The sequence below is a fragment of the Streptomyces sp. NBC_00597 genome, assembly GCF_041431095.1.
In the GTDB taxonomy this organism is placed as follows: Bacteria; Actinomycetota; Actinomycetes; order Streptomycetales; family Streptomycetaceae; genus Streptomyces.
On record NZ_CP107757.1, the window covers coordinates 5,609,618 to 5,636,134 of the forward strand.

Annotated in this window: 26 protein-coding genes; 11 read left to right on the plus strand and 15 right to left on the minus strand. The window is 70.9% G+C overall.

Going from position 1 to position 26,517, the window contains the following annotated elements:
- The first annotated feature begins 127 nt into the window (after positions 1-127).
- Positions 128-1,018 carry a YihY/virulence factor BrkB family protein gene (locus OG974_RS25565; RefSeq protein WP_371644578.1) on the plus strand — a complete coding sequence of 297 codons (891 nt, stop codon included), beginning with the start codon at positions 128-130 and terminating at the stop codon, positions 1,016-1,018.
- Positions 1,019-1,020: 2 nt separating this feature from the next.
- Here the strand turns inward: OG974_RS25565 and OG974_RS25570 are convergent, their stop codons facing one another.
- A complete protein-coding gene (locus OG974_RS25570; RefSeq protein ID WP_327285018.1) occupies positions 1,021-2,265 on the minus strand; it encodes a D-alanyl-D-alanine carboxypeptidase in 1,245 nt (414 codons plus the stop codon).
- Between the two features lie 121 nt (positions 2,266-2,386).
- Between OG974_RS25570 and OG974_RS25575 the strand changes: the two genes are divergently transcribed.
- The 3 genes from OG974_RS25575 (at position 2,387) to OG974_RS25585 (ending at position 5,674) form a co-directional block, all read left to right on the plus strand.
- Positions 2,387-2,677 carry an SCO4848 family membrane protein gene (locus OG974_RS25575; RefSeq protein WP_327285019.1) on the plus strand — a complete coding sequence of 97 codons (291 nt, stop codon included), beginning with the start codon at positions 2,387-2,389 and terminating at the stop codon, positions 2,675-2,677.
- The gene (locus OG974_RS25580) at positions 2,674-3,981 is read left to right on the plus strand and encodes a metallophosphoesterase (RefSeq protein ID WP_327285020.1); all 1,308 of its coding nucleotides are present in this window, start codon (positions 2,674-2,676) and stop codon (positions 3,979-3,981) included. The genes OG974_RS25575 and OG974_RS25580 overlap by 4 nt, the downstream gene beginning before the upstream one ends.
- 133 nt (positions 3,982-4,114) lie before the next feature.
- Positions 4,115-5,674, plus strand: coding sequence for an ABC transporter substrate-binding protein (locus OG974_RS25585; protein ID WP_371644580.1), 1,560 nt, complete (start codon positions 4,115-4,117; stop codon positions 5,672-5,674).
- 33 nt (positions 5,675-5,707) lie between these two features.
- On the opposite strand, the gene OG974_RS25590 is transcribed toward OG974_RS25585, so the two are convergent.
- The 4 genes from OG974_RS25590 to OG974_RS25605 form a co-directional block, all read right to left on the minus strand.
- On the minus strand, positions 5,708-6,439 hold the full coding sequence (locus OG974_RS25590; RefSeq protein WP_327285022.1) for a TetR family transcriptional regulator: 732 nt from the start codon (positions 6,437-6,439) through the stop codon (positions 5,708-5,710).
- 11 nt (positions 6,440-6,450) lie between these two features.
- The gene (locus OG974_RS25595) at positions 6,451-6,888 is read right to left on the minus strand and encodes a DCC1-like thiol-disulfide oxidoreductase family protein (RefSeq protein ID WP_327285023.1); all 438 of its coding nucleotides are present in this window, start codon (positions 6,886-6,888) and stop codon (positions 6,451-6,453) included.
- Positions 6,889-6,891: 3 nt separating this feature from the next.
- The gene (locus OG974_RS25600; RefSeq protein ID WP_327285024.1) at positions 6,892-7,296 is read right to left on the minus strand and encodes a hypothetical protein; all 405 of its coding nucleotides are present in this window, start codon (positions 7,294-7,296) and stop codon (positions 6,892-6,894) included.
- A gap of 112 nt (positions 7,297-7,408) precedes the next feature.
- Positions 7,409-9,406 carry a bifunctional UDP-sugar hydrolase/5'-nucleotidase gene (locus OG974_RS25605; RefSeq protein WP_371644583.1) on the minus strand — a complete coding sequence of 666 codons (1,998 nt, stop codon included), beginning with the start codon at positions 9,404-9,406 and terminating at the stop codon, positions 7,409-7,411.
- Positions 9,407-9,614: 208 nt separating this feature from the next.
- Here OG974_RS25605 and OG974_RS25610 point away from each other — a divergent pair, with 208 nt between their 5' ends.
- Both OG974_RS25610 and OG974_RS25615 read left to right on the plus strand, forming a co-directional pair.
- Positions 9,615-10,226 (plus strand): CAP domain-containing protein, encoded by a 612-nt coding sequence (locus tag OG974_RS25610; RefSeq protein WP_327285026.1) that lies wholly within the window; start codon positions 9,615-9,617, stop codon positions 10,224-10,226.
- A gap of 215 nt (positions 10,227-10,441) precedes the next feature.
- Positions 10,442-10,627, plus strand: coding sequence for a hypothetical protein (locus tag OG974_RS25615; protein ID WP_327285027.1), 186 nt, complete (start codon positions 10,442-10,444; stop codon positions 10,625-10,627).
- Positions 10,628-10,640: 13 nt separating this feature from the next.
- Here OG974_RS25615 and OG974_RS25620 read toward each other — a convergent pair whose 3' ends face one another.
- From OG974_RS25620 to OG974_RS25650, 7 genes are all read right to left on the minus strand, one after another.
- Positions 10,641-11,801 carry an acyltransferase gene (locus tag OG974_RS25620; RefSeq protein ID WP_327285028.1) on the minus strand — a complete coding sequence of 387 codons (1,161 nt, stop codon included), beginning with the start codon at positions 11,799-11,801 and terminating at the stop codon, positions 10,641-10,643.
- A gap of 55 nt (positions 11,802-11,856) precedes the next feature.
- Positions 11,857-12,420: a hypothetical protein gene (locus tag OG974_RS25625; RefSeq protein ID WP_327285029.1), complete on the minus strand. Its 564-nt coding sequence runs from the start codon at positions 12,418-12,420 to the stop codon at positions 11,857-11,859.
- A 179-nt stretch (positions 12,421-12,599) separates the two neighbouring features.
- On the minus strand, positions 12,600-13,358 hold the full coding sequence (locus OG974_RS25630; RefSeq protein ID WP_327285030.1) for a succinate dehydrogenase iron-sulfur subunit: 759 nt from the start codon (positions 13,356-13,358) through the stop codon (positions 12,600-12,602).
- Complete coding sequence (gene sdhA, locus OG974_RS25635; RefSeq protein WP_327285031.1) at positions 13,358-15,112, minus strand: succinate dehydrogenase flavoprotein subunit; 1,755 nt, start codon at positions 15,110-15,112, stop codon at positions 13,358-13,360. The genes OG974_RS25630 and sdhA overlap by 1 nt, the downstream gene beginning before the upstream one ends.
- Before the next feature lie 22 nt (positions 15,113-15,134).
- Complete coding sequence (locus OG974_RS25640; protein ID WP_327285032.1) at positions 15,135-15,617, minus strand: succinate dehydrogenase hydrophobic membrane anchor subunit; 483 nt, start codon at positions 15,615-15,617, stop codon at positions 15,135-15,137.
- Positions 15,618-15,622: 5 nt separating this feature from the next.
- A complete protein-coding gene (gene sdhC / locus OG974_RS25645; RefSeq protein ID WP_327285033.1) occupies positions 15,623-16,003 on the minus strand; it encodes a succinate dehydrogenase, cytochrome b556 subunit in 381 nt (126 codons plus the stop codon).
- 152 nt (positions 16,004-16,155) lie between these two features.
- Positions 16,156-16,761, minus strand: coding sequence for a 2-oxo-4-hydroxy-4-carboxy-5-ureidoimidazoline decarboxylase (locus OG974_RS25650; protein ID WP_327285034.1), 606 nt, complete (start codon positions 16,759-16,761; stop codon positions 16,156-16,158).
- A 344-nt stretch (positions 16,762-17,105) separates the two neighbouring features.
- Between OG974_RS25650 and OG974_RS25655 the strand changes: the two genes are divergently transcribed.
- A complete protein-coding gene (locus OG974_RS25655; protein ID WP_327285750.1) occupies positions 17,106-17,849 on the plus strand; it encodes an RNA polymerase sigma factor in 744 nt (247 codons plus the stop codon).
- Positions 17,849-18,889 carry a hypothetical protein gene (locus OG974_RS25660; protein ID WP_327285035.1) on the plus strand — a complete coding sequence of 347 codons (1,041 nt, stop codon included), beginning with the start codon at positions 17,849-17,851 and terminating at the stop codon, positions 18,887-18,889. The genes OG974_RS25655 and OG974_RS25660 overlap by 1 nt, the downstream gene beginning before the upstream one ends.
- 298 nt (positions 18,890-19,187) lie before the next feature.
- Here the strand turns inward: OG974_RS25660 and OG974_RS25665 are convergent, their stop codons facing one another.
- Entirely contained in the window at positions 19,188-20,063 is an 876-nt protein-coding gene (locus tag OG974_RS25665; RefSeq protein ID WP_329314361.1) for a L,D-transpeptidase family protein, read from the minus strand.
- A gap of 177 nt (positions 20,064-20,240) precedes the next feature.
- Here OG974_RS25665 and OG974_RS25670 point away from each other — a divergent pair, with 177 nt between their 5' ends.
- Both OG974_RS25670 and leuE read left to right on the plus strand, forming a co-directional pair.
- Entirely contained in the window at positions 20,241-21,821 is a 1,581-nt protein-coding gene (locus OG974_RS25670; RefSeq protein WP_328763425.1) for a methylmalonyl-CoA mutase family protein, read from the plus strand.
- 43 nt (positions 21,822-21,864) lie between these two features.
- Positions 21,865-22,518 (plus strand): leucine efflux protein LeuE, encoded by a 654-nt coding sequence (gene leuE / locus OG974_RS25675; protein WP_327285038.1) that lies wholly within the window; start codon positions 21,865-21,867, stop codon positions 22,516-22,518.
- Positions 22,519-22,582: 64 nt separating this feature from the next.
- Here the strand turns inward: leuE and OG974_RS25680 are convergent, their stop codons facing one another.
- Both OG974_RS25680 and OG974_RS25685 read right to left on the minus strand, forming a co-directional pair.
- Positions 22,583-23,965, minus strand: a complete 1,383-nt coding sequence (locus OG974_RS25680; RefSeq protein WP_371644588.1) for a polysialyltransferase family glycosyltransferase — start codon at positions 23,963-23,965, stop codon at positions 22,583-22,585.
- On the minus strand, positions 23,965-24,942 hold the full coding sequence (locus tag OG974_RS25685) for a glycosyltransferase family 2 protein (RefSeq protein ID WP_327285751.1): 978 nt from the start codon (positions 24,940-24,942) through the stop codon (positions 23,965-23,967). Before OG974_RS25685 ends, OG974_RS25680 begins: the two co-directional genes overlap by 1 nt.
- A gap of 176 nt (positions 24,943-25,118) precedes the next feature.
- Here OG974_RS25685 and OG974_RS25690 point away from each other — a divergent pair, with 176 nt between their 5' ends.
- Positions 25,119-26,456: a DUF6716 putative glycosyltransferase gene (locus OG974_RS25690; RefSeq protein WP_371644590.1), complete on the plus strand. Its 1,338-nt coding sequence runs from the start codon at positions 25,119-25,121 to the stop codon at positions 26,454-26,456.
- Positions 26,457-26,517: the final 61 nt, after the last annotated feature.

The following is a 26,517-nucleotide window of genomic DNA, read 5'->3' on the forward strand; positions in this document are numbered from 1 at the left end:
AGGACCAGGGTGCGGAACGGACGGCCCCGGCCCGCCGGACGGGTTTCGCGAAAAGTCACAGTCGTCGACCGTAGTACCCAAAACCGACAATCCCGGCTATTTACATCGGCTCATTTACGGTGACCCCATGGACTGGCTGACGAAACTCCCGGTGATCGGCCCGCTGGTGGTGCGGCTGATGCACACGCACGCCTGGCATTCCTACGAGCGCCTGGACCGGGTCCACTGGAGCCGTCTCGCCGCCGCGATCACCTTCATCAGCTTCATCGCGCTCTTCCCGCTGATCACCGTGGCCGCCGTCATCGGCGCCGCCCTGCTCAGCCAGGAGCAGCTGGACCGGCTGCAGAAGAACCTCGCCGAGCAGGTCCCCGGAATCTCCGGGCAGCTCGACATCAACGGCCTCGTCGCCAACGCGGGGGCGATCGGCCTCGTCGCCGCCGCGCTGCTGCTCGTCACCGGCATCGGGTGGATCGGCTCGATGCGGGACTGTCTGCGCGCGGTGTGGGAGAAGGACGACGAGGACCTGGGGAACCCCGTCGTCCGCAAGGGCAAGGACGCGCTCGTGCTCGTCGGCCTCGGCGGCGTGGGCCTGGCCTCGGCCGCGGCCTCGACGCTCGGTTCCAGCGCGGTCGGCAAGTTCGGCAGCTGGCTGGGCGTGCCGCAGCAGGGCGCGGGCGGGGTGCTCCTGCGCGCCGGCGCCTTCCTCGTCGGCGTCGTGGCGGCCTTCCTGATCCTGCTGTACGTCCTGACCCTGCTGCCCGGCGTCGAACCGCCGCGCGGCAGCCTCATCCAGGCCGCCCTGCTCGGCGCGGCCGGCTTCGAACTGCTGAAACTGCTGCTCAGCGGCTATATGCGCGGGGTCGCCGCGAAGAGCATGTACGGGGCCTTCGGAGTGCCGGTCGCGCTGCTGATCTGGATCAACCTGATGGCGAAGCTGCTGCTGTACTGCTCCGCCTGGACGGCGACCTCCGCCGAAGGCCCGGTAAAGCCCGTCGGGCCCGCGAAGTCGAAGGCCTGACCCTAGGTCGGCTGCCCGCCGTCGCGGCGGCCGCGCGGGCCCCGGGGCCAGCGGCGGTTGACGGCGTACGTGCCGCCCGCGATCACGGCCAGCGCACCGCCCGCGACGCCGAGCGCGGTGCCGATGCCGCCTCCCGCCTCCTCGCGGGCCGCCGAGGGCTTGTGCTCGTGCGTCTGGGCCGGGGAGCCGAAGGGGGAGGTGTCCGCGCTCTTCGGCGGGACGAGCTCGCCGACCGGCTTGACCTTGCCGATCGCCGCGAAGCCCCAGTCGAGGAGGTTGGCGGTCTCCTCGTAGACGGAGTTCAGCCCGCCCGCACTCGGGTTCATCACCGTGACCAGCAGCTTCTTGTTGCCCTGCTGGGCCATACCGGTGAAGGTGGAGCCGGCCATGGTGGTGTTGCCGTTCTTCACCCCGGCGATGCCCTTGTACGGGGAGAGGCCGCTCGCGCCCGTCATCAGCCGGTTGGTGTTCTGGATCTCGAAGTACTCGCGCGGCTTCCCGGGCTCCTGCCTGCCGGGGAACTTCGCGCTCGCCGTGCCGCAGTACTCCCGGAAGTCCTGCTTCTGCAGGCCGGAGCGGGCGATGAGGGTGAGGTCGTACGCGCTCGACACCTGCTCCGGGGCGTCGTACCCGTCCGGGGACACGACGTGGGTGTCCAGGGCCTGGAGCTCCTCGGCGTGCGCCTGCATGTCCTTGACGGTCTTGTCGATGCCGCCGTTCATGGCGGCGAGCACGTGCACGGCGTCGTTCCCGGACCGCAGGAACACCCCGAGCCACAGGTCGTGCACGGTGTACTCGTGGTCCTCCTTGACCCCGACGAGGCTGGAACCCGCGCCGACGCCCTCCATCTCCTGCTCGGTGACCTTGTGCACCTGGTCCTTGGGGAGGCTGGGCAGCACCGTGTCGGCGAAGAGCATCTTCATGGTGGAGGCGGGCGGCAGCCGCCAGTGCGCGTTGTTGGCGGCCAGGACCTCGCCGGTCTCGGCGTCGGCGACGATCCACGAACGCCCCGTCAGCTCCGTCGGCAGGGCGGGGGCGCCCGCCAGCGGATTGACCTGGACGCCCGGCTTGCCGAGGAGGGCCCCGCCGACGGTGGACATCGACGCAGGTGGCGCGGCCACGGCCTTGGGCGGCTGCCCCTTCCCGTCCGGTGGCGGGGTGGGCGCGGCGTGCGCGGGCACCACGAGCATCGCGGGAACCAGCAGCCCGGCGGAAAGGACCGTCAGCGCGGTCTTCTTGGCAGACACGCAGGTGAAAGTACATCCCGATCGGCTGTCTGCCGTCCGGGACCGGCCAACTTGTCCGAACCACCCCCGGTACAGCCCACCCCGACGCGTCCGTCCTGGGGACCAAACCGATACTGGGGGCATGAAACTCAGCCGCGCCGTCTCCTGGTTCCTGCTCGCGTTCGGAGTGTGGAGCTGGTTCATCTGGGTGTCTTTCGTCCGGAACCTGTGGAAGGACGCCAGCGGTCTGGCATTCGACGCGGCGGGCGGGCCGACGGCTTACTTCTGGGTCCACTTTCTCCTGGCGATCGCGTCCTTTCTCCTGGGGACGGCCGTTGGTGTGATCGGGTTGCGCGGCGTCCTGGCGCTGCGGCGTGAATCACGCCGGGGTCCCGGGGCGGGCTCCGGTCCCGGATCTGGCTCGTCCGAATGAAGGTCGCGCTCTTCGCGGTGATCGCCCTGGTGGTCCTGGCGCTGCTCGTCCTGGTCCACCGCTGGCTGTGGATCCGGCTGGTCCGCGACACGACGCGCGCGCACGGCACGGCGCGCCGGATCGGCACCACCCTCGCCTTCGCACTGCCGCTCCTCTCGTTGGCCGCCCTCACCACGGGCCGCGCCGGCGCCCCCTTCTGGCTCCAACGGTCCGTGGCCTGGCCGGGTTACATGTGGCTCGCGGTGCTCCTGTACCTGTCGCTGGCCATGCTCGTGGCCGAACCCGTGCGGGCGCTGCTGATCCGCCGCGCCTCCCCGGCGCCCCGCGGCTCCGCCCCGGCTCCCGCGCCCGCGACACCGCTCCCGGCGGTGCGGGGCGGCGACCCGCTCCGGGCCGCGCCGGCCGGTGACCCGCTCCCGGCCGAGCCCGCCCGTGACCCGATCGAGCCCGCGGCCGGCACCGCTTGCGGTCCCGACGGCGTCAGCCGGCGGCAGTTCGTGGCGCGCGCCGTCGGCGGTGCGGCCGCCGCGGCCGCCGTCGGGACCGTCGGGTACGGGACGTACGGGGTCCTGCGCGGCCCGCGCGTGAAGCGGGTCCAGGTGCCCCTCGCCAAGCTGCCCCGCGCCGCGCACGGTTTCCGGATCGCCGTCGTCAGCGACATCCACCTCGGCCCGGTCCTCGGCCGCGCCCACACCACCCGCATCGTCGACACCGTCAACCGCACCCAACCCGACCTCATCGCGGTCGTCGGTGACCTCGTCGACGGCAACGTGCACGACCTGGGCAGCGCCGCCGAGCCCCTGCGCCGGCTCCGGGCACGGCACGGCGCGTACTTCGTCACCGGAAACCACGAGTACTTCTCGGGCGCCCAGCAGTGGATCGACCACGTCCGCGAGTTGGGCCTCACCCCCCTGGAGAACGCGCGCAGGGCGCTCCCGCACTTCGACCTCGCCGGGGTCAATGACGTACAGGGCGAGACGGAGGGCCACGGCCCGGACTTCGCGGCGGCGCTCGGTGACCGGGACCGGGCGCGCGCCGCCGTGCTGATGGCCCACCAGCCCGTCGTCATCCACGAGGCGGTCCGCCACGGCGTCGACCTCCAGCTCTCCGGCCACACCCACGGCGGCCAGCTCTGGCCGGGCAACTACATCGCCGAGCTCGCCAACCCCACCGTCGCCGGCCTCGAACGCTACGGCGACACCCAGCTCTACGTCTCGCGCGGCGCGGGCGCCTGGGGACCTCCCGTCCGGGTCGGCGCGCCGTCCGACATCACGGTCGTCGAACTCGCCTCATACCAGGCTTGACCGGGCGCAACCGGTAACGACTCGCCGTGAATCGGCCTTCCCGAGGCCAAATTTCCATGATGGGATGTCCGTTAATCGGACATGGGGATCCGATTAACGGTCAATCCATGGCATGGGTGGGGTGGGGTCAAGGATGAAGTCTGTCCGCTCGAAGGTCATCGCGGCGGGACTGGTGATCGGCGCGGCCGGCGTCGGCGCCTGGCAGCTGCTGCCCGAGGAGGGCCGCGGCAGCGGGACCGCCCTGCGGGTCGGGACGAGCGACGTCGTCTCCTCGCTCGACCCCGCCGGGGCCTACGACGCCGGCTCCTGGGCCCTGTTCAGCAACATCTACCAGTCGCTGCTGACCATCAGGTCCGGCTCCGACACCCCCGTCCCGGACGCGGCCTCCGCCTGCAAGTTCATCGGCCAGGAGCTCACCACGTACCAGTGCGACCTGCGCCCCGACCTGAAGTTCGCGAGCGGGCGCGCGGTGACGGCCGAGGACGTCAAGCACTCCTTCGAACGCATCAAGGCGATCAACTCCGACCAGGGCCCGGCGCCGCTGTTCAACACCCTGCAGTCGGTCAAGGCCGAGGGCCGCAGCGTCACCTTCAACCTCTCCGCCCCGGACGCCACCTTCCCCTTCAAGATCGCGACGGGCGCCGCCTCGATCGTCGACAAGGAGAAGTACCCGGCGAAGGCGCTGCGCGTGGACGGCAAGGCCGACGGCTCCGGCCCCTTCACCCTCGGCGCGTACCAGGCCGGTGCCAGTGCCGAGCTCAAGCCCAACCCGGCCTACCTGGGCCAGTCCAAGCCCGCCAAGACGGCCGTCACCGTCCGGTACTACAAGGACTCCGCCCAGCTCAACCAGGCCTGGCAGGACCACCAGATCGAGGTCGCCCACCGCGACATGCCGCCGGAAGTGCTCGCCGGGCTCAACCCGGGCCTCAAGGACACCCGGTACCAGGCCTCCGGCGGCACCGAGACCCGCAGCGTGGTCTTCAACGTCCGCCCGGGTTCGACCGCGGCCCCGCTCGCCGTACGCCAGGCCGCGGCCGCCGTCATCGACCGCTCCAAGGTCGCCGGGGAGATCCACAAGGGTACGGTGACCCCGCTCTACTCCCTCGTCCCGGCCGGTGTCGCCGCCCACGGCACGCCGTTCTTCGACAGCTACCCGTCGCCCAACGGCGCCGCCGCGCGCAAGCTCCTCAAGGACGCCGGGATCACCGCCCCGGTCTCCCTGACCCTCGGCGTGAACACGCGCGGTCCGAACGTCGCGGAGGCCGACGAGATCGCGAAGCAGCTCCGGGCCACCGGGCTCTTCCAGGTCAAGGTCAAGGCCGTGGACAAGTGGGCCGACTTCCAGAAGGCCTACGCGGCGGGCGAGTTCGACGCCTACACCATCGGCTGGATCGCCGACTTCCCGGACGCGGACAACTTCCTCGCCCCGCTCGTCGGTGCCGACTCCAGCATGAACAACGGCTTCTCCGACAAGGCCGTCGACGAGCTGATCACCCGTACCCAGTCCTTCTCGGACCGGGCCCGGGCCTCCGGCGACTTCCGCGACCTCCAGAAGCTGGTGTCCCAGCAGATCCCGCTGCTGCCCATCTGGCAGAAGAAGGACTACGTGATGTCCCGCGAGGCCGTCTCCGGAGCCCAGTACCTCTCCGACGGCACCGGGGTGTGGCGTCTGTGGGAGCTCAACTGGTTGTGACCGCGGCCCGGTGACGGCCGGGGGCCCCGGCCGTCACGCCGGGTCGGGGTCCGGGGCGGAGGCCCGCCTCTTCTTCGACGCCACCGTCTGCGCCATCCCCGGCAGGAAGTCCGCGAACAGCCCGTGGACCTCGCCCACCAGCGGCCGCAGCACCCGGAACCGGGCCAGGACGATGCCCCGCGTCGTCAGCTGCGCGCCGCGCTCCGCGAGCCGCCGCGTCTTCTCGCTGTTCGGGGACCGGTCGAAGACCCAGTACAGGACGAGCCCCATCTGCGAGAGCCACATCAGCTCCGGCAGTACGTCGGCCAGTTCGTCCGGGACCTTCGTCTTCGCGCCGGCCAGCACCTCGCGGTGCATGTCGATCGCAGCCCGGCGGGCGGGTTCCGATTCGGGGGAGAAGGGGCTGAGCGGGCTCTCCGGGTCCGCCGCGTTCTTGAAGAACTGCGAGGCGAACTCGTGGTACGGAGCCGCGATGTCGAGCCAGCTCGTCAGCACGCCCGCGAGCCGCTTCTGCAGATCGGTCTCGCTGTCCAGGATGGGCCGGACCGCCGCTTGGTGCGCGGCGCCGATCCGGTCGTAGAACCCCTGGACGAGGTGTTCCTTCGACTCGAAGTAGTAGTAGGCGTTGCCGACCGAGACCCCTGCCTCCTTGGCGATGGCCCGCATGGTCGTCTTGTCGAAACCGCGCTCCTGGAAGAGACGGAGTGCGGTTTCGAGGATGAGCGTGCGGGTCTGCTCGCTCTTGGGAGCCTTCTGATCAGTCACGGTGTACGACCCTATCGGGGTGCGGCGCAGTGGTCGTCACAGGCCGGTGCCTCCGGCTCCGGTTCCCCCGCCGGCCCGCCCTCCGTGCGTACCGCCTGCCGCCACGCGGAGGCCGTGTACATGGCGGCCCGGGCGAAGGGCCGGCCCGCCGTCGTGGCGAGCCAGTTCGCCTTCGGTCGGTGCTCCATCAGCGCCCACAGGCACACGATGAAGGCGTCGGTGCCGGTCCACACCTGCCCCGTGTCCCCGATGACGGTGATCTCGCGGAGCGTTGCCGCATGGTCGAGCTGCGGGTAGCGCTGCTGCGCCTCCTGGGACCCGGCCGGCAGCAGCCGCAGCGGTACCAGCTGGCGCTGCCCGAGGAGCCAGTGCCGGATGTGGACGCAGAGCGGGCAGTCGGCGTCGTACAACACGGTCAGGCGCCGGATGGCCGGCGTTCGCGCCGTCATCGGTCAGGCCCCGGCCGGAGCGGTCCACGCGTTCGGTGCGACCGGCGGGGTCTGCTGGCGCTCCATGATCCCGCGGCGGCGCATCTTGTTCAGCACCCAGACGTTCCCGAGGTGCATGACGCCGAGGACCAGCAGGACGACGCCGAGCTTGACCGACAGGGCCTCGAAGAGCTCGCGGGCCGAGACGATCTCGTCGTCCGAGCGCAGGTACAGGGTCACGAACCCGATGTTCACGAGGTAGAAGCCGACCACCAGGAGGTGGTTGACGGCGTCCGCGAGCTTCTCGTTCCCGTGCAGGACGTCGGCGATGAAGATCCGCCCGTTGCGGCTGAGGGTACGGGCCACCCAGACGGTCAGGCCGATGCTGATGAGCAGGTAGATGACGTATGCGACGACGGTGAGGTCCATGCCCTCGCCCCCCTTGAACGTGTTCAACTTGTTGGCAGGACTGACTGTAGACCTCTTTTTGAACAGGTTCAAGCCTTCGTGCCGGCGGCTACCGGGAGGCGGGGCGGGTGCGTCAGCAGGGCGGCCTGAAGTCGTCGCGATCCGTGTGCGGGCGGTCCGCCGAGACGATCGCCGCCTCGGCGCGCGGCATGGGGGCGCCGTCGGGCAGCAGGAGGGGGCCGGGCTCCAGGACGATGCCGACGTCCGCGCCGCGGCGGGTCGTGTTCGCGGCGGTGACACGGCTGAGCGGGGCCGGCGTGAGCGTCGCCGTCTCGCGGACGTACGCGACGAAGCTCTCGAAGTCGCGCTGGTGGCGGTACGGCGCCTCGAAGCCGCTCAGTGCCCCGTACCCGTCGTTCGCCAGGAAGGTGTACGAGGGGGACGCGAGGCGGTAGGTACCGGTGAGGCTGAGCGGGGTGCCGTCGATGAACACGTCCGCCGGGTTCACGCGGTCACCCGCCTCGCCCAGGGTGTCGAAGGTGTAGCGGACGTTCTTGGAGACGGCCAGCGGAGCGAAGAGCAGCTCGCCGCTCGCCGCGATCGTCCACTGCTGCTCCAGCGCGTCGTGGATCTGCTGCCCGGTCACCGTCGCGCTGACGATCGGGTCGCCGAAACCGACGGCCCGCCAGGCGCGCCCGAAGGTGACGGCGCCGCCGGACGCCGGGTCGCGGACCAGGTCGCCGGCGATGATGGCCTGGCCGACCCGGGGAGCCGCGGCCACCACGGCCAGCTGGGCCGGGACGTTGGGGTGGATGTTGGCGTCGTTCTCGGGATCGGTCGGGCGGCGGCCCGCCCACAGCGCCCAGTCGGCGACCAGGTCGCCCATGGTGCTCTCGCCCGCGGTGTTGCGCGTCCGCAGGAACGAGCCGGTCTGCTTGCCGATCCGGGTCGTGTCGCGCGCCGCGGCCTGGCCCGCCCAGTAGTCCACGACCTCCTTGAGGGCCGGATCGGGGGTCACGTCACGGGTGTTGGGGTGGTTGGTGGAGACGGTCAGCTCGCGGACCACCTTGCCGGTGGTGGGGTCGAGGCGGAGGTTGATCTCGTTGATGAGCTGGCCGTAGCAGCCGGCCTCGACGAAGGGCCGGGGGACGCCGTGGGGGTCCGGGACCATCATGTTGAACCGGGTGTGCCAGTGGCCGGTGACGATGGCGTCGATGTCGGGGGAGACCCGCAGCGCCAGGTCGAGGGCCGGGCCGGAGGGGTCGGTACCGCTGTTGAAGTCGGCGCCCGCGACCGCCCCGTCGTGCATGCTGAGGACGATCGCGTTGACCCCCTGGGCCTTGAGCAGGGCCGCGTACCGGTCGGCGGTGGCGACCTCGTCGAGGGTGGCGAGGCCCGGCTGGTAGGAGCCGGGGAAGAGTTCGGTGCCGAGCGCGGTGAGGTGGATGAAGCCGATCTGCAGTTCCTGGCCGGCGGCGGTGCGGACCTTCTCGATGCTGTACGCGGGCAGGACGTTGCTCTGGTCCGTGGACCGGACGACGTTGGCGCTGTAGTACCGGAAGTCGGAGCCGTGGAAGCGGGCGCCGGAGGAGTCCGTGAAGGTGGCGTCGCGGCCCTCGACGGGGAACGGGACCCCCTGCTCCATGTGTCGTTGCAGCATGGCGGGGGACTTGTCGAACTCGTGGTTCCCGGCGGTCGCGAAGTCGAGGCCCATGCGGTTCAGGGCTTCGACGGTGGGCTCGTCGGCGAACGCGGCGGCGTCGAACTCCCAGCCGGAGAAGGCGTCTCCGGGGGTGAAGAACAGCGAGTTGAGGCGGCCGGCGCGCAGCCCGGCGAGGTGGGCGGCCATGTAGGCGACGCCGCCGACGGTGTAGGTCCGGCCGCCGTTGCCGGTGATGGTGGCGTTGCTGCCGGGGGCGGCCTGGAGATAGCCGTGCAGGTCGGTGATGTTGAGCAGCTGAACGTCGACGTATTCGACGGCCGAGGCGGCGTCGCGGGCGTGGGCGGTGGCGTGGGCGGGAACGCCGGTGGCGAAGGTGGCTGCGGCGGTTCCCACGGCGGTGAGGAAGGTCCGTCGTCCGAGGTGAAGTGAACTCCGGTCCGGATACGTGGTCTTGGAGAGCCTCGTCACGGGGGAATGGTCCCGCGGGCAGGAGCCGCTGTCGACGCGGCGTGCCGGGCGCCGGCACGCGGGCCCGCGCCCGGATGGCGGGCCGGCGGGCCCGGTGGCAGCCTGGAGGAGAAGCCGCGCGCAGGCAGGGCCACGCGCCGAAACGTTTCCCCGCCCGGCCCCGCCACCGCCGGAAACCACTGTTCGTGTTCGCGGGAGGTGGAACTCCTTGAACGGGCACGCTTCGCTCACCCGAACCGCTCTGGGCCTCGCCGTGGCCGCAGCCCTGTCGACCGCGCTCGTACCCGTCGCGGCGGCGCCGGCAACGGCCGTCACCTGCGACGCCGCGGCCGCGGCCCGGGCCCCGACCAGCAGCAATGACACCGCCGCACGCAATGCGCTGATCTGCCTCATCAACGCCCAGCGCACGCAGCGCGGCCTGCCCGCCCTCACCGTGAACCAGGCCCTGACGACGGCGGCGCAGCAGCACTCCGCCGCCGCCGTGCAGCTGAAGTGGTGGGGACCGGGCAAGGACCCGCACCGCAACCCGCAGACCGGTTCGACCCCGGAGAGCCGCATCAAGGCCGCGGGCTACTGCCCGAACCCCAGGTCGTGGGCCGTCGCCGAGATCACGTACACGGGCTGGGGCGGCTCGGGGACCCCGAAGGCCGCCGTCAACTGGTGGGTGAACGTGAGCACGTACGGCCACCGCCAGATCGTCCTGGACCCGTCGCTGCGCGAGATCGGCGCCTGGGCCCAGCCGGGCGCGGCGGATCGCGCCGGAGCCGGGGCGAGCCAGGCCGGCACCTACGTGGTGACGTTCGGCCGCTGCCAGCAGTGACCCGCTCCTGCGCTGCGGGCTCCCGGGGCTGCGGGCTACCGGCGGCCGGCAACTAGGGCCGCCCCCAGCGCTCCCCGGACGTGCGGCGCCCGGCTGCCCGGCCGTTGTCGGCGGGGCCTTTACGCTCCTGGTCATGGGAACGGTGACCTTCGTCGACGTGACGACAGCGGGCGGCCCGGACGACGGTCGGGGCGACGGCCGGGTGGGTGGCTGACATGGCCGCGAGCAGGAGCAAGACCATCGCCTACGCCGACGCCGCCCACCGTGCCCTGGACGAACAGAACGCCCCGGAGCTCGCCACTGCGCTGCTCAAGGCCGCCATCGCGTACAGCGGCCACTGGGGCAGGGGCGAGGCGGCCGACGCCTCCGACGTCCCCGACGCCCCCACGACGACCGCGTAGCCGGCCCGGTCCGTCACCGGGGGGAGGGGCCGCCGGCGGAGTGGGTGCGCGCGGTGTCGAGGGCCCCGGTGAGGCCGCGCTTCAAGACCTTGGCGAGCGGACGTTCGACGAGGCGGTGGACCAGCCAGGCGGCGATGAGCATGCCCACCGTCATCACGGCGACCAGCGCCCACGGCGACAGGTGGTGGCGGAGCAGTCTGATGCCGGTCCAGCCGATGTGCTCGTGCAGGAGGTAGAGCGGGTAGGTGGTCGCGCCGGCGACGGTCAGCCACTTGCCCCGTACCCAGTCCAGCCGGCCGAGCGCGAGGGCGAGCATCACGAGGTAGCCGAGGGTCATCAGGGCGATCGCCGGCTTCGAGTCCAGGGTCCGGCCGAGGCTGACGGCAAGGGTGTCGTTGTACAGGGCGACCTGGCGGACGGAGAACAGCCAGGAGATCGCGACGATGCCCCACAGCAGCACGGTCGGCCGGAAGCGGTGCATCAGGTACATCGCGACACCGGCGATGAAGTAGGGCGAGTACTCCGGCATGACGAGGTAGTCGGCGAAGGGGAAACGGCCGGCGGTGACCAGGACCGAGGCCACCGTCCACAGCGCGCAGAAGAGGACCACCCGCCGGTAGGTGACGCCCTTCCACACCACCAGGGCGAACAGGAGGTAGAAGCGCAGCTCCACCCAGAGCGTCCAGTACACGGCGTCCACCGAACCGACCCGGAACGGCTCCTGCAGCATGGTGAGGTTGAGGAGCACGTCCTTCATGCCGACCGGCTGCACGACCACCGGCCAGAGGGTGACCACCGCGGTCGTGGCCAGGACGCCGAACCAGTACGCCGGGTAGAGCCGCACCACCCGCGAGGTGAAGAAGTCACCGAGGCTGCGTCCCCAGCTGCTCATGCAGATGACGAAGCCACTGATGACGAAGAAGAACTCGACTCCGGTCCAGGTGTACGAGGCCAGCCAGGAGGCTGTGGGGAAGACCACGTCCACCGGCTTCGTCCAGGCGTTCTTGGCCGCCTCGGCATTGCCCCCGAAACCCACGTAGTGATGGAAGACCACCATCAAAGCGGCGATCAGCCGCAACCCGTCCAAGGCCGCCAGCCGAGGACGCTTCCCGGCAGCGGGAACGGGCTCGGGAGCGGCCTCGCGTCGCAGGGTGGGTATGAGGTGGGTCGCCATCCGGCAGATCCTACCGACGGCTCCGCCGTGGTCATGACCGTGGCGGAGCCGTGGATCAGATGCTGAGGGAGCGGGCGTAGTTGATCTGGTTCATCACCCAGGGGAAGGTGCTGGCGTCGACCGCCGGGATCATCGTGGAGTGGTGGCGGCCGCCGCTGGTGACCGTGACCTGGATGTAGCCGGTGGTGGTCTTCTCCTTCATGAGGAGGAAGAGCAGGCCCAGCAGGCAGAACAGGAAGAAGACGATCGCGAGCACGACCGCGTGCGTCGGGATCTTCGTCTCGGTGCGCGAGAAGTCCGTGGCGTTCCACATCGCGCCCCTGAGCGGCATCGGGCCCGACGGGGTGATGATCTGGTCCCCGGCGATGGTGATGTCGCCGAGGGCCAGGCCGGAGCCGCCGGCGGCCTGCGGGGCGGCGGGGAACGCAGGGGGCATCATCGGCGGCTGGGCCGGGGACGGGATGCCCGCGCCGCCGACGGTCGGTTGGTGCGCCGGGGCAGCCGGGTAGCCCTGCTGCGGGTAGCCGTAACCGGCCGGACCGGGCTGCGGGTAGCCGTAACCCGGCTGTCCCTGGGGCCCGTTGTGACTCGCGTACGGATTCGGCTGCTGCTCACTCATACGGCCGATCTTTCCACAGTCGGCCACTCGCCCGTACCCCCGTCAGGAAGCCGCTTCGACGAACTCGTACGCGCAGACGCCCGACCCCGAGTACGGGCGAGGCCCCGCACCCGGATGTGGGATCCGGGTGCGGGGCCTCGTACGACCGACTGCGAACGATCGGAAGCGATCGCAGGCGATCAGAAGCGGCGCGTGATCAGGGCGCGCTTGACTTCCTGGATCGCCTTCGTGACCTCGATGCCGCGGGGGCAGGCGTCGGTGCAGTTGAAGGTCGTGCGGCAGCGCCACACGCCGTCCTTGTCGTTCAGGATCTCCAGCCGCTGCTCGCCGGCCTCGTCGCGCGAGTCGAAGATGAAGCGGTGGGCGTTGACGATCGCCGCCGGGCCGAAGTACTGGCCGTCGTTCCAGAACACCGGGCACGAGGACGTGCACGCGGCGCACAGGATGCACTTGGTGGTGTCGTCGAAACGCTCGCGGTCCTCGGCGGTCTGCAGACGCTCACGCGTCGGCTCGTTGCCCTTGGTGACCAGGAACGGCATGACGTCGCGGTACGCCTGGAAGAAGGGCTCCATGTCGACGACGAGGTCCTTCATCACCGTGAGGCCCTTGATGGCCTCGACGGTGATCGGCTTCTCCGGGTTGATGTCCTTGATCAGCGTCTTGCAGGCGAGCCTGTTCTTGCCGTTGATCCGCATCGCGTCGGAGCCGCAGATGCCGTGCGCGCACGACCGGCGGAACGTCAGCGTGCCGTCGAGCTCCCACTTGATCTTGTGGAGACCGTCGAGCACGCGCTCCTTCGGGTCGATCTCGATCTGGAAGTCCTGCCACTGCGCCTCGTCCGAGATCTCGGGGTTGTAGCGGCGGATCCGGAACGTGACCGTGATGTACGGGGAGGCCGCGGCCGCCTCTTCCATCTTGTCGAGGGTGGGGGTAGCCATCAGTACTTACGCTCCATCGGCTGGTAGCGGGTCGTCACGACCGGCTTGTAGTCGAGCCGGACCGAGTCCGAGCCGTCGGCTCCGACCTCGCGGTACGCCATGGTGTGGCGCATGAAGTTGACGTCGTCGCGGTTCGGGTAGTCCTCGCGGTAGTGACCGCCGCGGGACTCCTTGCGCGCCAGCGCGGACACGGCCATGACCTCGGCCAGGTCGAGCAGGTTGCCCAGCTCGATGGCCTCCAGCAGGTCCGTGTTGAAGCGCTTGCCCTTGTCCTGGACGGACACGTTCTTGTAGCGCTCGCGCAGCTCCGCGATCTTCTCGACCGCGGTCTTGATGGTCTGCTCCGTACGGAACACCATCACGCAGGCGTCCATCGTCTCCTGGAGCTCCAGGCGCAGGTCGGCGACCCGCTCCTTGCCCGTGGAGTTGCGAAGGTGCTCGACGAGGTCGATGACCTGCTGCGCCGGGTTCTCGGGGAGCTCGACGTAGTCGTTCTCCTGCGAGTACTTCGCCGCGGCGATGCCGGAGCGCTTGCCGAAGACGTTGATGTCCAGCAGCGAGTTCGTGCCGAGGCGGTTGGCGCCGTGCACGGAGACGCAGGCGACCTCGCCGGCCGCGTACAGGCCCGGGACGACGGTGGTGTTGTCCGACAGGACCTCACCCTCGACGTTCGTCGGGATGCCGCCCATGGCGTAGTGCGCGGTGGGCTGGATCGGGATCGGGTCCGTGTACGGCTCGATGCCCAGGTACGTGCGCGCGAACTCGGTGATGTCCGGGAGCTTCGCGTCGAGCTGCTCCGGCGGCAGGTGCGTCAGGTCCAGGTACACGTGGTCACCGGCCGGACCGCAGCCGCGGCCCTCACGGATCTCGGTGTAGATGGAGCGCGAGACGACGTCACGGGACGCGAGGTCCTTCATGACCGGCGCGTACTTCTCCATGAAGCGCTCGCCGTCCTTGTTGCGGAGGATGCCGCCCTCACCGCGGGCGCCCTCCGTGAGCAGGATGCCCATGCGCCAGATGCCCGTCGGGTGGAACTGGAAGAACTCCATGTCCTCCAGCGGCAGGCCGCGGCGGTAGCAGGCCGCCTGGCCGTCACCCGTCAGGGTGTGCGCGTTGGAGGTCACCTTGAAGAACTTGCCGGTGCCGCCGGAGGCGTAGATGACGGCCTTGGCCTGGAACACGTGGATCTCGCCGGTGGCGAGCTCGTACGCGACCACACCGGCCGACTTCTTGACGCCGTCTTCCTCGACGAGCAGCTGGTCCAGGACGTAGAACTCGTTGAAGAACTCCACGCCCTCCTTGACGCAGTTCTGGTACAGCGTCTGGAGGATCATGTGGCCCGTGCGGTCCGCGGCGTAGCAGGACCGGCGCACCGGGGCCTCGCCGTGGTTGCGCGAGTGGCCGCCGAAGCGGCGCTGGTCGATGGTGCCGTCCGGGGTGCGGTTGAACGGCAGGCCCATCTTCTCCAGGTCGAGGACAGCGTCGATGGCCTCCTTCGCCAGGATCTCGGCGGCGTCCTGGTCGACCAGGTAGTCACCGCCCTTGACCGTGTCGAAGGTGTGCCACTCCCAGTTGTCCTCCTCCACGTTCGCCAGCGCGGCGGCCATGCCGCCCTGCGCGGCGCCCGTGTGGGAGCGGGTGGGGTAGAGCTTCGTCAGCACCGCGGTGCGGCTGCGCTTCGTCGACTCGATGGCGGCGCGCATGCCGGCGCCACCTGCACCGACGATGACGGTGTCGTACTTGTGGATCTTCATTGTTTCGCCTCAGCCCCGTTGCCTAGCGGATGTTCGGGTCGAAGGTGAAGATCACCAGCGTGCCCAGAAGGATGGTGAACACCGTGGCGGTGTAGAGCAGGCCCTTCAGCCACAGCCGCGTGTTGGCGCGCTCCGCGTAGTCGTTGATGACGGTACGCAGGCCGTTGGCGCCGTGCAGCATGGCGAGCCACAGCATCAGCAGGTCCCAGACCTGCCAGAACGGGGACGCCCAGCGGCCGGCCACGAAGGCGAAACCGACCTTGGAGACGCCGCCGTCCAGCACCAGCTGGATGACGAGGTGCCCGATGACGAGGACGACGAGGACGATGCCCGAGAGGCGCATGAAGAGCCAGGCGGCCATCTCGAAGTTGCCGCGGGTCGAGCGCGGCGTCTTGCCCGTGCGCTTGCGCGGGGCCTCGATGTACGGCGCCGGGTTCTCGACGTCGTAGAGGCTCACGCCCTCGACGTCGCCGATGGCCTGGGCGGAAGAAGTGTCAGAAGACATGCGTGTCACTTCCCGAACAGTTCAGCAGCTGCGTGGCCGAGGACGGGGTACAGCGCCCCGCCCATCAGGACGATCCAGACGATCACCACGCTCCAGAGCATCTGCTTCTGGAGACGGGGACCCTTGGACCAGAAGTCCACGGCGATCACACGGAGACCGTTGAGCGCGTGGAACAGGATGGCGGCCACGAGGCCGTACTCCATCAGCGCGACGATCGGAGTCTTGTAGGTAGCCACGACATCGTCGTACGCCTCGGGGGAGACGCGGACGAGAGCGGTGTCGAGGACGTGTACGAACAGGAAGAAGAAGATGAGGACGCCGGTGACTCGATGAGCCACCCAGGACCACATTCCTTCCCGGCCGCGGTACAACGTTCCAGCCGGCACGGAAAACCCTCCGGAAGCGGGGCGGGGGCCAGCCGGCTTCTTTGTCGGTCGGGCCCGGCCGGGTACGGTCCTCCGGCCCCGGACATCGTAGCGACGCTTTGTCGGTTCCCTCGCGCCGGGTCCAGTGGTGTGATCAAACAGGCACGGACGGGCTATCCCACAGGGGCGAATAGCCCGGAATCAGCGGCAGACGCCCCATCCGGCGAGGTCAGCCAATGTGTCAGGTCGGCGAGCCGCACCTGTGCGAGGCGGCGCAGCTCGTCCGCTGAGATCGACCGTTCCTCGTCCGCCTCCAGCTCCATCCGGCGCCGGATCGCGGCCAGCAGCTGGTCCGCCTGCTCGTCCGGAGGATGCCCGTCCAGACAGATCACGAAGGCGTGGCCGAATTTGCGCTCGTACTCCGCATGGGCGGCATCCAGCGCCAGGAGCGCGGCGTACGGGGCCCCGTGGTTCAGCTCCACCGGGAACTCCGAGGCCAGCGCCTCGCTCAGATCCGTCTGGGAGAGGTCGTACGAGGCCTCGTCGGCGGCGGCCAGCAGCACGCCCGGGTCCGGGTAGGGCCGGTGGGTGGCCACCCGCTGCGCCCAGCGCCGGCTCCCGCAGCAGTGCAGCAGGACGGCCTCGGCGGCTTCGGGGGACAGGGCGTTGAACAGCGCCAGTCCGGAACCGGGGGAAGGATCGCAGGAGCCGCGGGCCTGTGCCGGAAGGTGGCTGGACAGCGGGGGGCTCCTCGGGGCGTGACGCGGGTGTACCGCCACGCTAGCGACGGCGGGCGGGGTGTGTCGTACCCAATCAGAGGTTTTCACCCGGAAGTGAGCCGAAAGGATGACGGCGGCAGCGCCGGGAGCGGCGCGAACGCGCCGGGAGGGGGAGGCGGAAGACGACCGAGGCCGCCACCCCCCACAGGAGAGGCCCCGGTCGCCGTCCGTACGGGCTCGTGCGACAAGCCCGTACCCCTCTCAGCGCCGCGGGTGCGTTTTGTGTCACACCCCGCTTCGCGCATGCTTGGTTGCTCCCCGTACAACTCGTGGACGAAGGTACTTGAAAGCCGTAACGTGCTGATTTGCGCCACACGTACAGGACAGTGAACGGGTTGGGGACTTTGCTGGGGGACGACGCGGAGCTGACCGCCGCGGTGCTCGCGGCGCAGGGCGGCGACGAGAGCGGTTTCCGTACGGTGTACCGCGCCGTGCACCCACGCCTGCTCGGTTACGTACGCACGCTCGTCGGGGACGCCGACGCCGAAGACGTGACGTCCGAGGCCTGGCTGCAGATAGCCCGCGACCTCGACTCCTTCACCGGCGACGCAGACCGCTTCCGCGGCTGGGCCGCCCGGATCGGCCGCAATCGGGCCCTCGACCACATCCGCATGCGCGGGCGCCGCCCCGCCATCGGCGGCGACGAGACCGAGCTGACGGGTCGCGCCGCCGACAGCGACACCGCCGTCGAGGCCATGGAGGCCCTGTCGACCGGCAGGACCATGGCACTGATCGCCCAGCTTCCGCAGGACCAGGCCGAGGCCGTGGTGCTCCGGGTCGTCGTCGGGCTCGACGCCAAGAGCGCCGCGGAAACCCTGGGCAAGCGGCCCGGAGCGGTACGCACCGCAGCCCACCGGGGCTTGAAGAAGCTGGCCGAGCTGCTCTGCGCGGAGGGCGGCTTCGCGCCGGACCCGGATGCGGGCTCGGACGCGACGGGGCCGGTCGGCCATAATGCCGGTGGCCCGGCACGGGACGGCGGGGGCGGGAGGGATCTCGACGCCGTGCCCGCTCAGCGCGGCCGGGGCGGTGGCCTCGTGGAGAAAACCGGTGTGACGCATTCACGTTGGCGGACGCAGAAGGACATGTGATGGCCGACGAGCGCAACAGGTGGCTGGACCGGGCGGCGGCGGAACGAGTGCTGCGCGGCGGCCCGGCCGTACCTGGCGCCGACCCGCGCGCCCACGAAGCGGAAGCCCGGCTCCGGGCTGCCCTCGACATGCTGGCCGGGCCGCAGCCGCCCGCCGATGCGGAACTGCCCGGCGAGGCCGCCGCGCTGGCCGCCTTCCGCGCGGCCCGCGCCGGTGCGGCAACGACCGGGGCATCCGGTGCGGCCGGGGCGTCCGGGCCGAGCGGTGTCTTCGCACCGGTCGGCTTCGACGCCGCCCCCCTCGTGGAACTCGGCAGGATCATCCCGCTCGCCGCCCCCGTCCCCGCGCCCCGGCGCACCCGCCCCGTGCGGTTCGGGCTGGTGGCCGCGTTGGCCGGCGTCGCCGTCGGTGGCCTCGCGGTCGCCGCCGGGGCCGGCCTGCTGGACCGGGACACGCACGACACGGCGGGCCCCGCACCGGCGGTCTCCCTCAGCGCCGACACGAACCCGTCCCCGGCCGGTGGCACCGCGGGCCCGACGCCCGCACCCCAGCCGCGACCCGACCCGCTCCGCGGCACCGACGGAACGCAGCCCACCCCGGGCGGGCAGACTCCGGGCGCGGACTCGGGTGCGGCGCAGGGATTCGGGAACGGAACGGGAACCGGTCCGGACGCCTCCGGCGGCGCCGCGGACGCGGACGCCGGCGGCGGCAAGGACGTGAAGGACGGCAAGGACGCGCCCATGGGCGGGACCTCGTCGCTGAAGGACTCGGACAAGCAGACCCGGCTGAGAGCCGTCGACCTGTGCGAGGCCTACCGGTCGGGTCATATGACCTCCGACCGCCGCGACAAGCTCTCGAAGCTCGCACAGGGGCTGTCGCGCATCCCGCACTTCTGCGAGGCGCTGCTCGACGGGCCTCCCCCGAGCGCTTCCCCGAGCGTCCCTCGGACCTCGGACGACGGCAGCGACGTGCTCAAGGCGCCGACGTTCCTCCCGGCGAGCCCGGGCGTGTCCGCGCCCGCCCGCCTGCCGACGCGCTGACGGCCGTCGTTCGGGTGGTCCGTGCGCGCTCCGCGCGTGGGTTCCCGGCGGCAGGGCGAACGGCCTGTAACACTTTTCGAACCTGCGGCGCAGTACATAACGAGCCGACTGGTCATCGGCCGCGCATGAGCCGGGGTTCCCCCCGTACCCCTGGGCTCTGCGCACCCGGCGCGGGCGGGGTTCGTTCCCCCGGCCCTGCCCGCGCCCTTTACTTCCCAGACCGGATCACCGGGACCCGGTGATCACAGGGGCCCCGGGGTCACCGGGACCCCGGGATCGCCCGGCCCGCCAGTTCGGATCACCAGTAGACGACGACCTTGTCGCCCACCTGGACCTGCTCGAACAGCGCCGCGAGCTTGCCCTTGTCCCGGACGTTCACGCAGCCGTGCGAGGCGCCGGCGTAACCGCGGGCCGCGAAGTCGGCGGAGTAGTGCACCGCCTGGCCCTGGCTGAAGAACATCGAGTACGGCATCGGCGTGTGGTAGATCGTCGACGTCCAGTCCTTGGCCTTCCACTCCACCTTGAACTGGCCCTCACGGGTCGGAGTGTTCTCGGAGCCGAAACGGACGTCCAGCGTGGAGACGATCTTGCCGTCGATCATCCAGGCGAGCGTGCGGCTCTCCTTGCTGATGCACATGACGCGGCCCGTCATGCAGCGCGGGTCCGGCGCGTCGACCTCGTTGACGGTCGGCGGACGCAGCTCGTCGGCGGTGGGCTTCTTGCTCAGGCCCTGGACCTTCTTCCAGGTGGCCTCGTCGACCGACCCGGAGGCCGTCAGGCCGTTCTTCGCCTGGAAGGACTTGACCGCGGCGGTCGTCTTCGAACCGTAGAAACCGGTCGGCGCGACCGTCATGTACTTGAGCTGCTTCAAACGGGCCTGGAGCTCGCGCACCTGCTCGCTGTCGTCGCCGTTCGCCATGATGGCCTTGACGGTGGTCGGCGAAGGGGACGCGGACGGCGACTGCGAGGCGGACGGCGAAGGCGAGGGCGACGCATCGGCGGGCTTGTCGTCCGTCGACGGTGAGCTCTCAGGGGTGGAACCCGCCGCGGACGCGGACGGAACCGAAGAGGCGGAACCGGCCGGCTCCGTCTTCTGGGGCCCGCAGGCGGTCGCGGCGAGCGCGACGGCGGTGGCCACCCCGAGCGTGCGGACTATGACTCTCTGGCGGTGCATCTCGGTCCCCCGATTTCTACGTCGTGTATCTAGGTGATGCTTGGCGGGCGTGGAGAGTTGCGGACGGCCCGGGGATGTTGCGCCATTGTGACCAGCGGCCGACAGGCAACGGCCGCAGCCGTCGCGGGGAGGTTGTACCAGCCCCGGGGCCGTTCGCTCTACGGAGGGCTTGGTCACATGGCGAGTACTGAGAGCGGGATTCCGATCGAACCCGTCTACGGGCCGGGGGACCTGACGACGTGGGATCCGGGGGGCAAACTGGGTGAACCCGGGGCGTATCCCTATACGCGGGGGGTCTATCCGACCATGTACACCGGCAAGCCGTGGACGATGCGGCAGTACGCCGGGTTCGGAACGGCGGCCGAATCCAACGCCCGGTACCGGCAGCTCATCGCGGGCGGCGGCACCGGACTGTCGGTCGCCTTCGACCTGCCCACCCAGATGGGCCACGACTCCGACGCGCCGCTCGCGCACGGGGAGGTCGGCAAGGTCGGCGTCGCGATCGACTCCGTCGAGGACATGCGGGTGCTGTTCGACGGGATCCCGCTCGACCGGGTCTCCACGTCCATGACCATCAACGCCCCGGCGGCGCTGCTGCTCCTCATGTACCAGCTGGTCGCCGAGGAGCACGGGATCGCGGGCGGGCAGCTGACCGGGACCGTGCAGAACGACGTGCTCAAGGAGTACATCGCGCGGGGCACGTACATCTTCCCGCCGGAGCACTCGCTCCGGCTGACCGCCGACACCTTCCGGTACTGCAAGGCCGAGATCCCCCGCTGGAACACCATCTCCATCTCCGGCTACCACATGGCCGAGGCCGGGGCCTCGCCCGCGCAGGAGATCGCCTTCACGCTGGCCGACGGCATCGCGTACGTACGGACGGCGCTGGCCGCCGGGATGGAGGTCGACGAGTTCGCCCCGCGCCTGTCCTTCTTCTTCGTCGCCCGCACCACCCTGCTGGAGGAGGTCGCGAAGTTCCGGGCCGCGCGGCGGATCTGGGCCCGTGTCATGCGGGAGGAGTTCGGCGCCCGCGATCCCAAGTCGCTGATGCTCCGCTTCCACACCCAGACCGCCGGGGTCCAGCTGACGGCGCAGCAGCCGGAGCTGAACCTCGTACGGGTGGCCGTACAGGCGCTGGGTGCGGTGCTGGGCGGCACGCAGTCACTGCACACCAACTCCTTCGACGAGGCGATCGCCCTGCCGACGGAGAAGTCGGCGCGGCTGGCACTGCGGACCCAGCAGGTGCTGGCGTACGAGACGGACGTGCCGCACACCGTCGACCCCTTCGCGGGCTCGTACGCGGTGGAGCGGATGACGGACGACGTCGAGGAGGCGGCGCTCGCGCTGATGCAGCGGGTCGAGGACATGGGCGGGGCGGTGGCCGCGATCGAGGCCGGCTTCCAGAAGGGGGAGATCGAGCGGAACGCCTACCGCATCGCGCGCGAGACGGACGACGGCGAACGGGTGGTGGTCGGGGTCAACCGCTTCACGCTGGAGCAGGAGGAACGGTACGAGCCGCTGCGCGTCGACCCGGCGATCGAGGACCGGCAGCGGGAAGCGCTGGCCGCCCTGCGCGCGGACCGCGACAACGACGCGGTGGCGACGGCGCTGGGCGCCCTGCGCGAGGCGGCGGCCGGGACCGACAACGTCCTCCACCCGATGAAGGAAGCCCTGCGCGCCCGCGCCACGGTGGGCGAGGTCTGCAACGCCCTCCGGGAGGTGTGGGGCACGTACGAGCCGACGGATTCCACATGGTGAAACAGCGGATAGACAGGAGCAACCCTATGGGACACTCCTGCACATGCTGGGTGTCACCGATCTGCCGACCTACCTCGTCGGGCTCATACTGATCATTTTGCTGCCGGGGCCGAACTCGCTCTACGTGCTCTCCGTCGCGGCCCGCCGCGGCGTGCGCACCGGGTACAAGGCCGCGGCCGGGGTGTTCTCCGGGGACGCCGTGCTGATGGTGCTCGCCGCCGCCGGGGCGGGGGCGCTGCTCCAGGCCAGTCCGGTGGCCTTCGGCATCGTCAAGCTGCTCGGCGCCGGGTACCTGACCTGGCTCGCCGTCGGGATGATGCGCGGGGCGTGGGCGCTGTGGCGTTCGCGGACCGAGCGGACCGAGGCCCCGGCCGACCTGCAGGCCGCGGACGGCGGCGAGGGCGAGCGGCCCTACCGGCGGGCGCTGCTGATCAGCCTGTTCAACCCCAAGGCGATCCTGTTCCTCGTCTCCTTCTTCGTGCAGTTCGTCGACCCCTCGTACGCCTACCCGGCGCTCTCCTTCCTCCTGCTGGGCGCGCTGCTCCAGCTCGGCAGCTTCCTCTACCTGACCCTGCTGATCTTCAGCGGGACCCGGCTGTCCGCCGCCTTCCGCCGCCGCAAGCGGCTCTCGGCCGGGGCCACCTCGGCGGCGTGCGTGCTTTTCCTCGGCTTCGCCGCCAAGCTCGCCGTCAGCTGAGGGACGTGCGCCTGCGGCTCCCGGCTCCGCGGGGCCGCGACGGCAACGCCGTCGGCGGTGGCCGTCATCCGGGGCGGGCCGTGCGCAGCCGCCGCAGTCGGCGGACCACGCGGCGCACGGCCGGGCTCGCCGGGAGGAAGGACAGCTGGGCGGGGATGCCGCCGGGCAGGCCCAGGGTGGTCAGCCGGCGGCGTTTGAAGTAGCGCCAGGTCCGGTCGTCCAGGTGCGCGGCCAGATACCGTTCGGCCTCCGCGCGGCGCGGCGCCAGGACCTGCGGCTGCATGGTGAACCCGACCGCGGTGAGCAGTCCGGTCAGGGCGCCCCGGGCCCCTTCGGGGCCGGGCGCGGTCCAGCGGGCGACGGCGTCGGCGTCCGCGAGGGGCGGGAGCAGCGCGTCGACCAGCGTCAGCGGGATCCGGTTGCTGTTCTGGTACGGGGCGAGGCGGGCCAGTACGGCCTCGGTTCCGGTGCGCGCGACCGGCAGCCCGTACAGGGTGGCGGCGGTCAGCAGCCCGGTGGAGAAGCAGCCGACGACCAGGGCGGGGCGCAGCCGCTGGTAGAGGGGCTCGGCCAGGACGGGGGCGGTCACGACGGTGAGGCGGGCGCCGAGCCGCTCGGCTTCGGCCTCGGCGCGGCGGGAGTACTCGGCGGGTGCGCTGGGGTGGGGCTTGAAGACGAGTTCGCGGTGGCCGAGGGCGTGCGCGCCGCGGACCATCTCCACGTGGAGTTCCTCCTCCTCCTGGGGGGAGAGGAGTTCGAGGGCGGAGAGGTACTGGCCCAGCAGCAGCGCGGGCGCCTCGCCGAACCCGGCCTCTTCGCCGGTCCCGGTCGGCCCGGGCCCGTACGAGGGGAGTTCGGCGAGGACCTTCAGGAACTCGGGGGTCGGGACGAGCTCCGGCGGTACGTCGAACTCGGTGAGCAGCAGCGGATCCAGGCCCGGCACCAGGTCGAGGTGCAGGACGCGGCGCACGCGCATGCCGAGCTGCGGGTCGAGGCGGAAGCGGGTGGGTCCGTAGCTCATCAGCCCGTCGGCGTAGACGTCGACGGTGGCGCCGGGGAAGAGCGTGCACAGGGTGCGGGCCGGCGGGACCTGGATGGACTCCACGATGAGCTCGACGCGGTCCTCGCCCAGTCCCCAGACGGCCCGCAGCTGCCGTTCCCACAGGGGGACGTCCTCGGGGCGGGGGGCCCAGGCGCTGGGGTGCTGCGGGGCGATGGCCGCGTTCCAGTCGAGGACCTCGTCGAAGCGGGTGCGCAGGGTGGCGAAGCCCGGCATGTCGGCGAGGCCGGGGGAGACCTCGGCGGTGAGGGAATGGTTGCTGGTGAGCAAGATGCGCCGGCCGGCCGGCGGGAAGCTGCCCGCGTCGATGCCGGCGGCGAGCGTGGCCATGCCGTAGAGGGTGGAGGCGAGGAAGATCTGGGTGCACGGGATGCTCTGAGCGGCCATCAGGCAGCGGCTCCCGTTCGCGCCGGCCGGCGGCGCAGGCGGCGCAGCACTCCGGCGCGATCGGCGTCCATTGCGTTGAGGACCCGGTCCAGTACGTCCTGGGGCATGCGTCCGAGCGCGGCCGTGCTCATCGAACGGAGTTTTTTGGCCACGACCGGTTCATACCTTTCGATGGTCCCGATATGGTGCGCGATAATTGCGCAATACGTTCGGACGGCTTTCGGTAGTAGAAGATCACTTTCATGATCTTCGGCCGTATCGGCCAGAACCTGGTCGAACGCCTGGATGAAATCGAGCTGGCGCTCGTCCTTGATCTGCGTCAACGAGGTCGAGACGCCGCGCCGGTAGAAGATCCCGGGCAGTCCGATCGCCGCGAACGACCGGGCCTCGCGGTGCAGCCGCCAGATCCACGGCCGGTCCTCCGCAGTCCGCAGCCCGTCGGTGAAGTGCAACAGCCCGCGGTCCAGCAGCCGCCGGTGGTACATGCCGGCCCAGGCGTACGGGTAGTCGACAGAGGTCGCCCGGGAGGCGGGCAGGATCCCGGCGCGCGGATCGCCGACGACCAGCTGCGGACCGTACGGGACGTGCTGCACGCTGCGGCTCCGGCCGGTCACCTGGACATGGTCGTTACGGACGAAATCGCAGCTCAGAGCCTCTATGGTGGCCAGTGTGCGGGCCAGATGGCCGGGCGCCAGCCAGTCGTCGCCGTCCAGGAAGGCGAGGTATTCGCCGCGGGCCGCGTCCAGACCGGTGTTCCGGGCGGTGGCCAGGCCGCCGTTGCGTTCGTGTCTGAGGAGCACCGCCCCGGGCAGCTCGCGCGCCGCCCGGTCCAGGAGTTCGGGCGTCCCGTCCGTCGAACAGTCGTCGACGAGCAGGAACTCGAAATCGTCCCGGGCGTTGAGTTCGAGGCTTTTCAGGGCATCCAGTGCGTATGTCTGCACGTTGTAGAACGGCACGACGACGGAGAGCTTGAGCACCCGCAAGACATTAAGGCGCCGCCCGGCATTCACCATGGCCCGAATGCGGATTCCGTGTGAACGACGCGGGGCGGGCGCGTTAACCGGTACGGTTTCGCATTAAGTCGACGGGTTGTTAACCCGCTGTTGTGCGTTCGTTGGGCCGATCACCGAAATCGCGGAATAGCTTCTGCCGGGTGCCAGTCAGCAATCGCGCAGCATCTCGTACTCATCCGCGTACTGCCCTTCGCGTCGCCGTACTCGCCGATTCCGATACGCGCTGGAAATGGGGCGCACTCACCGCTCGCCGCCTCGCGACGCAGCCGCACCTCACCGGATACCTGCTCCGCGGCCGGGCCACCCCGACCGCGCGCCAGCTCGGCGAGGTCGGCGTGCAGGCCGACCGCCTCTCCGAGGTGACCTGCGCACAGTTCCTCGCGGAGATCGAGCGCGAACGGTACGACGTCGTCGTCCTCGCCCTCGTCGGCGGCGCAGTCCAGGCCGTCCTGCACGGGGTCCGCGCCCTGTGGCCCGAGCCGGCCGCCCGCCCCGTGCTCGTCACCGGGTACGTGGGCGTCGTATACGAGAAGCTCGCCGACGGGCTGCTGCTGCGGCACGGCGCCGACCTCGTCCTCGCCAACTCCCGACACGACGCGGGACGTTTCCGCGCGGTCTACGAGGGCGTCGGCGCCGACGCAGGCGCCGTCACGGAGACGGCGCTTCCGTTCCTGGACGGAGCGGCGTACGAGCGGGTCGGCGACCGCGCCCACACCGTGGTCTTCGCCGTCCAGCCGTCCGTCCCCGAAAGCCGCACCGACCGCGCCTACCTGCTGGAACGTGCCGCCCGGCACGCGCGACTGCACCCCGGGCGGGAGGTGCTGATCAAGCTGCGCAGCCGGCCCGGGGAGCACACCACGCACCTGGAGGAACAGCCCTACCAGCGGCTGGCCGAACGGATCCCCGGCGGACTGCCCGCCAATTGCCGGCTGGTGTACGGGAACATGGGCGAGGTCCTGGACGGCACGGACCTGCTGGTCACCGTCTCCTCCACGGCAGCGCTGGAGTCCCTGCACCGCGGCATCCCGACGGCCGTCCTCACCGACCTCGGCATCCGCGAGGTGCTCGGCAACCACCACTTCCTCGGCTCGGGCTGCCTGGCCTCCTGGGACCAGCTCGACGCCGGACTGCTGCCGCAGGGCGACCCGGACTGGCTGGCCGACCAGGGCGTGAGCGGCGCCGAGGACGCCTTCGCCGCCGCCCGCGCCCGGCTCGACGAACTGCTGGAGCGCGGAGTGCTCCCAGCCGTCGCTCCCTACTACACCCGGGTCACCGCCCCCGGGTACCTGCCCGGGATCCTGGCCCGGCACCACCTCGCCCCCGACGGGACCCCGCTGCCCGCCGCCGTCCGCGAGGGCGGCGGCGAGTCCCGGCTGCGCCGCCGGCTGCGCGCGTACCTGCGCGACGCGGCCCGCGGGGCGTACCGGCACGGCGTGCAGCGCGTGGCCCCGATGATCCGCCGGATGGGCGAACTGTGAGCCCGGCCGCGAGCACCGCTGCGAGCACCACCGCGCGTCCCGCCGCGGACCCGGCCGTGGA